The organism is Pseudomonas sp. 25 R 14, assembly GCF_900004755.1.
Classification (GTDB): Bacteria; Pseudomonadota; Gammaproteobacteria; order Pseudomonadales; family Pseudomonadaceae; genus Aquipseudomonas; species Aquipseudomonas brenneri.
In genome coordinates this window covers 23,288-36,359 of sequence record NZ_CVTS01000050.1, presented here as the reverse complement: position 1 = coordinate 36,359, position 13,072 = coordinate 23,288, and the positions used below count along the sequence as shown (strand labels likewise).

Annotated in this window: 8 protein-coding genes and 1 pseudogene; 1 reads left to right on the top strand and 8 read right to left on the bottom strand. The window is 62.6% G+C overall.

What is annotated here, in order from left to right:
• Positions 1 to 18: 18 nt before the first annotated feature.
• The 3 genes and pseudogenes from BFQ03_RS17355 to BFQ03_RS30715 form a co-directional block, all read right to left on the bottom strand.
• Positions 19 to 2,394, bottom strand: coding sequence for an efflux RND transporter permease subunit (locus BFQ03_RS17355; RefSeq protein ID WP_032860914.1), 2,376 nt, complete (start codon positions 2,392 to 2,394; stop codon positions 19 to 21).
• Positions 2,395 to 2,409: 15 nt separating this feature from the next.
• A complete protein-coding gene (locus tag BFQ03_RS17350) occupies positions 2,410 to 3,450 on the bottom strand; it encodes a WD40/YVTN/BNR-like repeat-containing protein (protein WP_032860916.1) in 1,041 nt (346 codons plus the stop codon).
• Positions 3,451 to 3,687: 237 nt separating this feature from the next.
• Positions 3,688 to 3,774, bottom strand: a pseudogene (locus BFQ03_RS30715) (outer membrane lipoprotein carrier protein LolA); the annotation flags it as partial.
• Between the two features lie 107 nt (positions 3,775 to 3,881).
• Between BFQ03_RS30715 and BFQ03_RS17345 the strand changes: the two are divergent.
• Positions 3,882 to 4,997: a Gfo/Idh/MocA family protein gene (locus tag BFQ03_RS17345; RefSeq protein ID WP_065943627.1), complete on the top strand. Its 1,116-nt coding sequence runs from the start codon at positions 3,882 to 3,884 to the stop codon at positions 4,995 to 4,997.
• A 123-nt stretch (positions 4,998 to 5,120) separates the two neighbouring features.
• On the opposite strand, the gene BFQ03_RS17340 is transcribed toward BFQ03_RS17345, so the two are convergent.
• The 5 genes from BFQ03_RS17340 to BFQ03_RS17320 form a co-directional block, all read right to left on the bottom strand.
• On the bottom strand, positions 5,121 to 6,824 hold the full coding sequence (locus BFQ03_RS17340; protein ID WP_065943626.1) for an AMP-binding protein: 1,704 nt from the start codon (positions 6,822 to 6,824) through the stop codon (positions 5,121 to 5,123).
• Positions 6,825 to 6,855: 31 nt separating this feature from the next.
• The gene (locus tag BFQ03_RS17335; protein WP_065943625.1) at positions 6,856 to 8,154 is read right to left on the bottom strand and encodes an acetyl-CoA C-acetyltransferase; all 1,299 of its coding nucleotides are present in this window, start codon (positions 8,152 to 8,154) and stop codon (positions 6,856 to 6,858) included.
• A complete protein-coding gene (locus tag BFQ03_RS17330) occupies positions 8,151 to 9,053 on the bottom strand; it encodes a MaoC/PaaZ C-terminal domain-containing protein (protein ID WP_032860922.1) in 903 nt (300 codons plus the stop codon). The genes BFQ03_RS17335 and BFQ03_RS17330 overlap by 4 nt, the downstream gene beginning before the upstream one ends.
• A 2-nt stretch (positions 9,054 to 9,055) precedes the next feature.
• Positions 9,056 to 10,399 (bottom strand): 3-oxoacyl-ACP reductase, encoded by a 1,344-nt coding sequence (locus BFQ03_RS17325; protein ID WP_032860924.1) that lies wholly within the window; start codon positions 10,397 to 10,399, stop codon positions 9,056 to 9,058.
• Positions 10,400 to 10,481: 82 nt separating this feature from the next.
• A complete protein-coding gene (locus tag BFQ03_RS17320; RefSeq protein WP_065943624.1) occupies positions 10,482 to 13,007 on the bottom strand; it encodes an acyl-CoA dehydrogenase in 2,526 nt (841 codons plus the stop codon).
• Positions 13,008 to 13,072 lie beyond the last annotated feature (65 nt).

Sequence of the window (13,072 nt, the reverse complement as noted above, 5' to 3'; positions counted from 1 at the left end):
TCTGCAGGCTGGATTGGATCAGTGGGCAAACAACGAATTGCCCTTCTGCCCGGCAAGTTTCTCCGGCTTGATCAGGAACCGCGCCAGTGCCGGCAGCAGCCACAGCGCACCAAACATGTTCCACAGCAGCATGAAGGTCAGCATCAGGCCCATGTCGGCCTGGAACTTGATGGCCGAGAAGATCCAGGTGCACACGCCGATCGCCAGGCACAGGCCGGTGAACAGTACGGCTTTACCGGTGGACTTGAGCGTCTGGTAATAGGCTTCCTGCAACGGCAAACCGGCACGCAGGAAGCTTTCCAGGCGGCTGTAGATGTAGATGCCGTAGTCCACGCCAATCCCCACGCCCAGCGCCACCACCGGCAAGGTCGCGACCTTGACGCCAATGCCCATGAACGCCATCAGCGCGTTGCCCAGCACCGAAGTCAGCACCAGCGGCAGCACAATGCACAGGGTCGCCGCCCAGGAGCGGAAGGTGATCATGCACATGGTCGCCACGCACAGGTAGACCAGGATCAGGATGGTCAGCTCGGCTTCCTTGATCACCTCGTTGGTGGCCGCTTCGATCCCGGCGTTGCCGGCGGCCAGGATGAACTCCAGGCCGTCCTTGTTGTTTTCCTTGGCAAAATCCTGCACTGCCTTCACCGCACGGTCGAGGGTCTCGGCCTTGTGGTCGTTGAGGAACACCAGCACCGGCGCCAGGGAGCAATTGTTGTTGTACAAGCCATCGGCACGGGCGATGGAGTTGTTCAACACATCCGGGTTACGCGACAGGGTTTCCCATTTCAGGTTGCCCTCGTTCATGCCCTTGATCATCTGCTTGGACACGGTCACCAGGGAGATCGCCGACTGCACGCCCTCGGTGTTCTGCATCTTCCACATCAACTGGTCGATGGGCGCCATGGCTTCGTAGCGCGAGCAGCCTTCGGACTTGGTCTTGACCATCACCACCAGCACATCGGAGCTGGTGGAGTAGTTGCTGATGATGAAGTTGTTGTCTTTGTTGTAGCGCGAGTCCGGACGCAGTTCCGGGGCACCCTGGTCGAGGTCGCCGATCTTCAGGTTCTGGCTGTACCACAGGCCGCCACCGAAGGCGACCAGGGCCAGGGCAATGGAGATGGGGGCGACTTTCGGGCTGGCGAAGTTCGACAACAGGCGCCAGAACGGATGGTCGCGGTTTGCGTCTTTCTTGCTCTTGGCGATCGCACGTTTGCTGATGCCGACATAGGAAATCGCTACCGGCAGCAGGATCAGGTTGGTGAACACGATCACCGCCACGCCGATAGAGGCCCCGATGGCCAGCTCACGGATCACGCCGATGTCGATGATCAGCAGGGTAATGAAGCCCACCGCATCCGCGAGAATCGCGATCATCCCCGGCAGGAACAACTGCCGGAACGTGCGGCGGGCCGCCGTCAGGGCGTTGTCTGCCTCACTCGATTGCAGGGCGATGCCGTTGATCTTCTGCACACCATGGGAAATGCCGATGGCGAAGATCAGGAACGGCACCAGCATGGAATACGGATCCAGGCCGAAGCCGAAGAAGTGCATCAAGCCGAGCTGCCAGACCACGGCCACCAGCGTCGTGATCAACACCGCAATGGTGCTGCGCACGCAGTTGGTGAACCACAGCAGCAGCACCAGGGTGATCACGAACGCGATGCCGAAGAACAGCACCACCATGATCAGGCCGTCGATCAGGTCGCCGACTTTCTTGGCAAAACCAACGATATGGATCTGGACGTTGGGGTTTTGCTCCTGGAACTTGGTGCGGATCTTGTCTTCCAGTTCATGGGAGAACTTCTGGTAGTCCAGGGCCAGCAACTTGCCCTGGTCCTGCGGGTCTGGATAGGACTCCAGCAGCGGGATATCGACGATGCTCGACTTGAAGTCGTTGGCCACCAGGCGCCCGACCTGGCCGGACTTGAGCACGTTGTTGCGCAACTGATCGAGGCTTTCCGGCGAGCCGTTGTAGCTCTGCGGGATCACTTCACCGCCGGCAAAGCCTTCTTCGGTCACTTCGGTCCAGCGTACGCTGGGGCTCCACAGGGACTTGAGGCCGGAGCGGTCGACACCGGAGATGTAGAACACCTCGTCGTTGATCTGACGCAGGGTCTCCATGTACTCCTTGCTGAAGATGTCACCGTCCTTGGCCTCCACCGAGATGCGCACGGTGTTGCCCAGGTTTGCCAGGTCGTTGCGGTGCTCCATCATCTTTTCGATGAAGGGGTGCTGCAACGGGATCATTTTTTCAAAGCTGGTGGACGGGCGAATCAACGTCGCCTGCCAGAACAGGAAAATGCTCACCAGCAGGCAGATCACGATCACTGCCGGGCGGTTGTTAAAAATCAGGCGCTCAAGAAAGGTCGCTTTATCGTTGTGATGACTGCTCATTCTATCCCCGCCTTCTTATTGTTTTTTGCGTTCGGCGCCGGTTGGCAGGGCGACGCGCACGCCACCCTGCCCCACCAGAATCAAGTCGCCATTGCCCGCTGCCGTGACTGCCGAGAGTGAAATGCGGTCCGGGCGATTGAATACGCTGAACGTCAGGCCATCATCGTGGCTGACCACCACGCTGCCGCCGTTGCCGACCACCACCAGGGTGCCGTCGTCGAGCAGCGTCGCGCCCGACAGGCCAAACTCCAGGGCTCCACGGTCGGCCTTGAGCGCCACCGGCTCCCAGGTGTCGCCAAAGTCGGTGGAGCGGAACAGGTTGCCGCGCAAGCCGTAGGCCAGCAGGGTCTTGGGCTGCGCGGTGCCGATCACGCCGAACAGCGAGCCCTCGTAGGGGCCTTCGAGTTTTTCCCAGGTCTGCCCTTCATCGCTGGAGCGGAACATGCTGCCCTGCTCGCCGACAATAAACAGGCCGGCGTCCTTGACCTGGGCAATGGCGTTGAGGTGGTACTGGTCTTCGTTGTCCAGGCGGTCGCTGACATCGGTCCAGGTCTTGCCCGCATCGGTGGTCTCGATCAACGCACCGTAGGCGCCCACGGCAAAGCCATGGTTGGCGTCGTTGAAGAGCACGTCCAGCAACGGCGCTTCACGGCTGAGGTCTTTGAACTGCTCAGTCCAGGTGGCCCCGGCATCGGTGCTGGCGAGGATCTTGGCGTCATGCCCCACCGCCCAACCGTGCTGCTCGTCGATAAAAAACACTGCCGTGAGCAGTTGCCGGGTCGGCACCTTGGCTTGCACCCAGGTGGCGCCCTGATCATCGGAATAAAGGATATGCCCGCGATCACCGACCGCCACCAGGCGTTTGCCGGCGTGCACGACGTCGATCATCAGACCTTTTTCGGCCCTTGGCGATTCAATGGCAAATGTCGCAGGCTCTGCGACGTTGGTTGCAGCCTGGGCAGCCGTCGACAACGCGACAACCCCCAGCAGCGAGAGCGCTGTAGCCAGCACCGCGACCTTGCGCGACGCGAGCGGGCGGCAAAAACCCACACCCATGACAGGCTCACTCATAGACCTTTCTCCCATTTATTATTGTTAGGTCGTAACACCTTCCAGGGTGTTCGCAGTGCGCAAACCTGCAATCTAGAGCCCCTTGAGGAAGCAGGGGCCATCCTATCGGGCTTTCGAATCGTCTGACAATCGGCGCTACGTTATCTTTTGTTAACTGAAGGCCTTTTGCCTGCTGGCTGAATATAGCCGCATTCGCCGAAATGATAGTTTCGTACATTGCTCTGTAGGAGCGAGCTTGCTCGCGAAAAACCCCAGAGCACCTCGGGGAGCCTGGTGCCCCGCGTCATCATTGACGACCTTCGCGAGCAAGCTCGCGCCTACAAGGCAGCGATATTTTTATTCTAGATATTGATAGTTGAGAATTTTTATTCTATTAATTGCCCTCCTGAAAACAATAATCCACAAGGACCACCGCTATGCGAGCACTTGGAATCGGCCTGATCGGTACAGGCTTCATGGGCCGTGCCCACGCGCTGGCGTTCAATAACGCCCGTACGGTGTTTGAGTTACCGGTCAATGTGCAACTGGCGGCCCTGGCCGATGCCGACACCGAACGCGCCCAGCGCTGCGCCAGCGCCTGGGGGTTCGCCCAGGCCCATGGCGACTGGCAACAGTTGATCGATGACCCGCAAGTGGACCTGGTGGCCATCACCACCCCCAATCACCTGCACTACCCCATGGCCATGGCCGCGCTGGCGGCGGGCAAGGCGGTGTATTGCGAAAAGCCCCTGGCCGTGAGCCTGGAACAAGCTGACGCCATGCGCCGTGCCGCCCGCGCGGCCGGGGTGGTGACACGGGTTGGCTACAACTACCAGCACAACCCGATGATCGTCCTGGCACGGCAGATGATCGAGGCTGGCGAGTTGGGGCAGATCATCAGTTTCCAAGGCGAGTTCAGTGAAGACTTCATGGCCGACCCGACTTCGCCGTGGTCATGGCGCTGCGAAGTGGGACATGCCGGCGGCGCCCTGGCGGACTTGGGCAGTCATCTGCTGGCGATGGCGCGGTACCTGGTGGGCGATATCACTCACGTTTGCGCCGACAGCCAGACGGTACACGCCCAACGACCGGCCAGCCCTGGCAGTAGCCAGATGCGCCCGATCGAGATCGACGACCAGGTGCATGCCTTGCTGCGCTTTACCAACGGCGCGCGTGGGACCGTCAGCAGCAGTTGGCTAAAGCGTGGCTACAAGAACCATTTGAGTTTCGAAATCAGTGGCACCCGAGGCACGCTGGCCTTCGACCAGGAGCGTTTGAATGAACTGCGGGTATGCCGGGCTGGAGCAGACAGTTTCCAGCGTTTACTGGCCGGCCCCACCCTGCCCGGCTATGCCGCGTTCAGCCCGGCGGCGGGGCATCAGTTGGGGTACAACGAGTTGAAGACCCTGGAGGTGCAGGAGTTGATCATGGCGCTGGCCGGGCAAGGTGCTGAGGGCACTGATTTTGAAGCAGCCTGGGCAGTGGAGCGGCTGGCGACAGCCATTCGCATGGCTGCGCGGGAAGAGCGCTGGGTCAAGGTGAACGAGGTCTGAATAATATAGACAATCCTCTGTGGGAGCAGGCTTGCCTGCGATGGCGGAGCGTCAGTCAGTAAATGTGCTGGCTGATACTCCGCCATCGCAGGCAAGCCAGCTCCTACATTAGATCGGGTCAGGTCAGCGTAGCGCCCGGCGCAGGACTTTGCCCACGGTGGTCTTGGGCAGTTCCTCGGTGCGAAACTCCACAAACTTGGGCACCTTGTAGCCCGTCAGGTACTCCCGGCAATGAGCCAGCAGTTGCTCCTGGGTCAGGTTCGGATCACGGCGCACCACCACAATCTTCACCTTCTCCCCGGTCACCCCGTCTTCCACACCAATCGCCGCCACTTCCGCCACGCCCGGGTGCAAGGCCACCACATCCTCGATCTCATTGGGGTACACGTTGAAGCCCGACACCAGGATCATGTCCTTCTTGCGGTCCACCAGGCGAATGAAACCCTGTGCATTCATCACCCCGATATCCCCGGTCGACAGCCAACCCTCGGCGTCCAGCACCTCGGCGGTTTCCTTGGGGCGTTTCCAGTAGCCCTGCATCACCTGCGGGCCGCGCACCTGCAATTCGCCCGGCTCGCCGATGTCAGCCACTGCACCGTCCTCGCGGATAAAGCGCACCCAGGTCGACGGCAATGGCACGCCGATGCTGCCGGTAAATTCCATGTCGCGCATGCGTGAGATATCGATGGGGCTGATGCTCACCACCGGCGAGCATTCCGTCAGGCCGTAGCCCTCGATGATCGGCAGGCCGGTGACTTCTTTCCAGCGCTTGGCCACCGCGGTGTGCGTGGCCATGCCGCCAGCGATCACCAGGCGCAGGTCGGAAAAATCCCGCGCACGGAACTCCGCGTTCTCCAGCAAGCCGTTGAACAGCGTATTGACCCCGGCGATCCCGTTGAAACGCTCCTTGCGCAGGATCATCTGCACGCGCTTCACGTCCCGAGGGTTGGCGATCAGGATGTTGCGCCCGCCCAGGCACATGAACATCAGGCAATTCACCGTCAGGGAAAAGATGTGATAGAGCGGCAACAGGGTGACGTTGGTTTCCTGCTGATTCTGGTCCAGTTGATCGCCGACCCACGCCTTGGCCTGCAACAGGTTGGCGATGATATTACGGTGACTGAGCATCACGCCCTTGGCATCGCCGGTGGTGCCTCCGGTGTATTGCAGGAACGCCAGTTCTTCACGCGCCAGCGGCACCGGCGTATGGGTCTGGCCACGCCCCTGCTTGAGCGCGGTGTTGAAGCGTACCGCGCCTGGCAGGTTGAACGCCGGCACCTGTTTCTGCACGCGGCGCAGGATGAAGTTCATCACCGCGCCTTTGAAGGTGCCGAGCAGGTCGCCGATAGCGGCAATGACCACACGTTTGACTGTGCTGCCGGCCACGACTTTTTCCAGGGTGTGGGCGAAGTTTTCGAAGATCACCACGGTCTCGGCGCCACTGTCCTTGAGCAGGTGCTTGAGTTCGTGAGAGGTGTACAGCGGGTTGACGTTGACCACCACCGCGCCGGCGAGGAGGGTGCCCAGCAGGCAGATCGGGTACTGCAAACAGTTAGGCATCATCAACGCCACGCGGTCGCCCTTGCGCACACCCTGGGCCTGCAGCCAGGCGGCAAAGGCAATGCCCTGGGTTTGCCAGGCGGCGTAGGTCATTTCGGTGCCGATGCTGACGTAGGCCACACGGTCACGGTACTTGTGCAGATGCTCCAGGAAGACCTCGCGCAACGACGGGTAGTCCTCGATACCGGCCTCAATGTCCGTGGGCACCCCGGGCAGGTAGGCGTTCAACCAGATACGTTCGGTTTGTTCCTGGCTCACAGCGTTCATGGCAGTCTCCTTTGTTGTTGTTTTTGTACGGCTACTTTTCAACGATGGCGGTAATGCCCAAGCCACCGGCGGCACAGATGGAAATCAGCCCGCGCCCGCCACCGCGCTGGTGGATGGCCTTGGCCAGTGCTGCCAATTGTCGGCCCCCGGTGGCGGCAAATGGATGACCGCACCCAAGCGAGCCGCCGTTGACGTTCATCTTGGCTCGCTCGATTGGCCCCAGCGGCGCTTCCAGCCCCAGGCGCTCCCGGCAATAATCAGCGTCTTCCCAGGCCTTGAGGGTGCACAGCACCTGGGCGGCGAAGGCTTCATGGATCTCGAAAAAATCAAAATCGGCAAAACTCAGGCCTTCCCGCGCCAACATGCGGGGTACCGCATAGGCCGGGGCCATCAGCAAGCCTTCGCTGCCATCGACAAAATTCACCGCGGCGGTCTCACCGGTACGCAGGTAGGCCAACACCGGCAGGCCGCGTGCAGCGGCCCATTCCTCACTGGCCAGCAACACCACCGAAGCGCCGTCGGTCAGCGGCGTGGAGTTACCGGCCGTGAGGGTGCCGTTCTGCCGGTCGTAGGCCGGGGCCAGGCTGGCGAGCTTCTCCAGGCTGGCATCGGCGCGCAGGTTGTTGTCGCGGGCCAGGCCGCGATAGGGGCTGATCAGGTCGTCGAAAAAGCCGTTTTTATAGGCCGCGTCGAGGCGCTGGTGACTGTTGAGGGTCAACTCGTCCTGGGCCAGGCGCTTGATCTGCCAGCGCTTGGCCATTTCTTCGCAATGTTCGCCCATGGACAAGCCAGTACGCGGCTCGCCATTGCGCGGCAGCAGCGGCTTGAAAAACATCGACGGGCGCACCTGCAACAGGCTGCGTAATTTGTTGCCAGTGCCCTTGGCGCGGTTAGCCGCCAGCAGCGTACGGCGCAGGGCTTCGTTGATGCCAATGGGCGCGTCGGAGGTGGTATCGGCGCCCCCGGCAACCCCCACGTCAATCTGGCCGAGGGCGATTTTATTGGCCACCAGCAACGCCGCCTCCAGGCCGGTGCCACAGGCTTGTTGCAGGTCGTAGGCCGGGGTCTCGGCAGACAAGGTGGTGGACAGCAGCGATTCGCGGGCCAGGTTGAAATCCCGCGAGTGCTTGATCACCGCGCCCGCAGCGAACTCGCCCAGGCGCAGGCCGTGGAGGTTGTAGCGGTCCACCAGGCCTTGCAGTGCGGCCACCAGCAAATCCTGGTTGCTGTCGTGGGCGTACACCGTGTTGGAGCGGGCAAACGGAATGCGGTTGCCGCCGACAATCGCCACGCGGCGCGTCGGGGCGGGGCTGAAGCTGTAGTCACTCATGGACGACTCTCATCAAAACGTGGATGCCAGATAAACAGGCCGCGCATATGGGGTTTGTCCCCGGCCGGGTTGCGCACCTCGAATGCACGGCGGGGGCCGTCTGCCGGGGCATTCCACAGGGCGACCTGACCGGGCAGGAAAATCGGCAACTTGAACTCGCAATGGGCCTCGGCCACGTCCAGCCCGCCTGGCGGTTGTTGGGCGGCCAAGGCGCGGCCCAAGGTCCACATGCCATGGGCGATGGCCCGACGAAAGCCGAACAGGCGCGCACCGATCAGCGAGGTGTGGATCGGATTGAAATCCCCCGATACCTTGGCAAAACGCCGCCCCAGATCCGCCGGCAGCACCCAGCGCTGAGTGCGCCGCAAGCCTTCTTCGGGCAACCCCAGGCTGTCGCCCCAAGGCTCGCCCACCGGGTTGGCGACATCCCGACGCAGGTACAGGCTCTCGCTTTGCCACACCAACTCGCCGGCGCTATAGGCATGGGTGGCGATGCTCAAGGCCTGGCCCTTGGCATGGGCCACCCAACGTTCGGCAAACACTTCCAGGCGCAGGGCCTGGCCCTCCTGCAGGCGTCGATGCTGGCGAATGCAATTGGCCAGATGCACCATGCCGCTGGCCGGGTAGGGAAAGCTCGGGCGTGTCAGCAGCATCAAGTGCAAGGGGAACGCCAGCACATGGGGATAGGACAACGGCACCCCTTGCTCACGCCGAAAGCCACAGGCCCGGCCATAGGCGGCAATATCATTGGCGATCAACTCCACCGCCGAGCGCACCAGGCGCGCCTTGGGCAAGGTTGGCGCGCCCTCGAGCTTGGGCTTGCGCAGTGCCAACAGGCCATCCAGCAGCAGGCGATTGCGCGACGGAGGCGGGTCGATGATCTGTGTCACGTAGTCCATGCTCAGGCTCCCAACAGGCTTTGGCCGCATACCCGCACCACTTGGCCGTTGACCCCGCCCGAGGCCGGGTGCGCCAGCCAGGCGATGGTTTCGGCGACGTCGATGGGTTGCCCGCCCTGGGACAGGGAGTTCATGCGCCGCCCCGCCTCGCGAATCATCAGCGGGATTTTTGCGGTCATCTGGGTCTCGATAAACCCCGGCGCCACGGCGTTGACCGTGACCTGCCGCGCCGCCGCCACGGGTGCCAGGCCCTGCACCAGGCCAATCACCCCGGCCTTGGACGTGGCGTAGTTGCTCTGCCCCAGGTTGCCGGCGATCCCGGAAATCGACGACACACAGACAATCCGCCCACCCGCATTGAGCCCCTGCCCTTGCAGCAAGGCGTCGCTCAGTTGCAACGGCGCCTGGAGGTTGACCGCCAGCACACTGCGCCAGGCGGCTTCGGTCATCTTGGCAATGGTCTTATCGCGGGTGATCCCGGCGTTATGCACCACCACATCAAATGCGCCGTGCTCGGCCACATAGGCCTGCAACTGCTGCACCGCATCGGCGGCGGTGATATCCAGCGCCCAGGCATGGCCGCCGACACTGCTGGCCGCCTGCTCCAGGGATGACAATGCTTGCGGCACATCCACGCACACCACTTGCGCCCCATCACGGGCCAGAACCTGGGCGATGGCCAGGCCGATACCGCGGGAGGCGCCGGTGACCAGGGCGCGACGGCCGCTGAAGGGTTTGCCCCAGTCGATACTGGGCGCGCCGTCCACCGATTTTTCCAGGCGCACCACCTGCCCCGAGACATAGGCCGAACGCCGCGACAGGAAAAACCGCAGACTGCTTTCCAGGTCCTGCTCGGCACCCGGCGCGACATAGATCAACTGCACGGTGATCGCCCGGCGCAACTCCTTGGCCAGGGACCGTACCAAACCCTCCAGGGCGCGCTGGGCGATGGCCTGCGGCAAATCCTGACAGTGCTCGGGCGCGGTGCCCAGTACCACCACCCGTGCGTGTTGCCCCAGGCGCCGGGCATTGGCGTGGAAGAATTCGTAGAGTTCGTCCAGTTGCTTGAGGTCGACCACGGCGCTGGCATCGAACACTGCGCCCTGGACCTTGACCGTGGACGGTGCCTTGAGCGTGGCGGCCTGGGCCGGCACGGTGTCGGTAGCCTTGAAGATGCGCCGCACCTCGTCCGCCAGGCGCCCTGCCCCGGCGATGATCACCGGGTTGGCCAGGCCTTGCTGGCCGCTGCGGTGGCGTTGCAGGGGCAAGGGTTGTGGCAAGCCAATGGTCTGGGCCAGGCGACGGCCCCAGGAAGAATTAACAAAAGAGAGGTAGCTGTCGCTCATAAATCGATCCGTTTTCCTGACCTGCAAACCCAATCTCCTGTAGGAGCTGGCAAGCCAGCTCCTACATCGAGCGCGTTGGTCTTTAGTTCACCGTGGCGTTTTCACGCTTTCTGGTGCTGGGCTTGGCCGCTTGCTCCAAGGTTTGCTGGCGCTTTTGCAACGCCTCCAGCAAGCCAAAGTCCTGCGGGAAGTCATCCACCTGGATGCCGTGGTCGGCGTACTCCACATAGCGCGCCAGCAAGGTGTCTTCCTCGCTGGTGATCAAATCCAGGGCCCGGGCCTTGATGCGCCAGGCGGTAAAGGCCGTGGCGCTGATCGGCATCGGGTCGAGAGTGCCTTGCTTGACCGCCGCCTTGAGCCGTCCTTCGATCAGCTCTACCTGCGGCAACAAGCGGAACGCCAATTCGCCATAGGCCAGCTTGTCGACTTCCGGGCGTGGAATGTAGGAATTGGCCAGCAAACGGTCACGGCTTTCGCCCGGGGTCTGCACCAGTTCCGCGACCTGGGCCAGCAAGCGATCCGACGGTTTGCGCTGGGGAATGCCGAACGGGAAGCTCAAGCCGCGAATCACCGCCGCAGCAGGCTTCGAGGGGTAGTTGTCGAGCACTTCGGCCAGCGCCTCATGGGCCCGCAACAGTGCATCCTGGGCCGACCAGTGGACCAGCGGCAGGTCCGCCTGGGGCCGGCCATCGTCCTCGAAACGCTTGAGCACGCAGGACAGAATGTAGAGCTGGGACAGGATATCGCCCAGGCGCCCGGTGATGCTTTCCTTGCGCTTGAGCGCCCCGCCCAGCACGCCCATGGAAATATCGGAAATCAACGCCAACACCACCGACAGCCGATTGGCCTGGCGATAGTAGGATGCCAGCGCCGGATCGGTTTTGGCCGGCACGGCAATCAGCCGCCCGCCTGTCAGCGAATGCACCGCCGCACGTACGGTATTGGCCAGCACGAAGCTCAGGTGACCGAACATGGCGCTGTCGAACGCCAGCAACGCCTGGCGATGATCGGTGTTGCGTGCCGCTTCCATCTCACGGAACACGTAAGGATGGCAACGGATCAGGCCCTGGCCATAGATGATCAGGCAGCGGGTCATGATGTTCGCGCCTTCCACCGTGATCGCGATGGGGCTTTGTTGATAGGCACGGGCCAGGAAGTTGTTGGGCCCCATGCAGATGCCCTTACCGGCGACGATGTCCATGCCATCGTTGACGATGATTCGCGCACGCTCGGTGACGTGGTATTTGGCAATCGCCGAAATCACCGAGGGTTTCTCGCCGGCATCCAAAGACGCCACCGACACCTTGCGCACCGCGTCGCAGGCATACAGGTGCCCGGCCATGCGCGCCAGGGGCGCCTGCACGCCTTCGAACTTGCCAATCGGCAGGCCGAACTGCTTGCGCATCGCCGCATAGGCCGTGGTGCCGCGCACCGCCACCTTGCCCAGGCCAACGTTGGCCGACGGCAGGGAAATCGCCCGCCCGGCCGCCAGGCATTCCATCAACATGCGCCAACCATTACCGACTTGCTCACGGCCGCCGATCACCCACTCCAGGGGGATAAACACGTCCTTGCCCGTGGTCGGACCGTTCTGGAACACCGCATTGAGGGGCCAGTGACGGCGGCCACTGTTCACCCCGGGATGGGATGTGGGAATCAACGCGCAGGTGATACCCAGCGAACCGGGCTGGCCCAGCAGCCCGTCCGGGTCTTCGGCGCGAAAGGCCAGGCCCAGCACCGTGGCGATGGGGCCGAGGGTGATGTAACGCTTGTCCCAGGTCACGCTGAAGCCCAGTACTTCCTGGCCTTCATGCATGCCCTTGCAGACGATGCCCAGGTCAGGAATGGCGCCAGCGTCGGAGCCGGCATAGGGGCTGGTCAGGGCAAAGCACGGGATATCTTCACCACGGGCCAGGCGCGGCAGGTAGTAATTGCGCTGGGCATCGGTGCCGTAATGCAGCAACAGCTCGGCGGGGCCCAGGGAGTTGGGGACCATCACCGAAATCGCCGCCGCCGAGCAACGGGTCGACAGCTTCATCACCACCTGCGAATGGGCGTAGTGGGAGAAGCCCTTGCCGCCGTATTGCTTGGGAATAATCATGCCGAGAAAACCGGCGTCCTTGGTGTACTGCCAGCCTTCAGGCGACAGGTCCTGCCAGACCTGGGTGGTTTCCCAGTCGTTGGCCATGTCGCAAAGGGTTTCCACTTCGTTGTCGAGGAACGCCTGCTCTTCGGCGCTCAAGCGTGCCGGAGCGGCTTGCAGCAGGCGCTGCCAGTTGGGTTTGCCGCTGAACAGCTCGGCGTCCCACCACACGGTGCCGGACTCGATAGCGGCGCGCTCAGTGTCGGACATGGCCGGCATGATCGTGCGAAACAGGCCCAGGGCCTTACTGGTCAGCAGCGCACGGCGCAGGGGCTTGATACTCAGCAGCAGCGCCGGCAACACCACCAGCAGCGCCGCAACGCTCAGGCCAAACCCTGCGACCCCATTGAACAGATAACCGCCCGCCAACCAGGCTAGGCCAACGCCCAGCCACAGGCTGGCTGCCGCTTGTCGATACGCCAGGGCGATTGCCGCAGCGAGTCCTGCCAATAACCAGATAACCATGGAGATACCTCTACTTGTTCAGGGCGCGGCACGCCTATCAGCAGGTCGGTATGGCCTGCGACTGA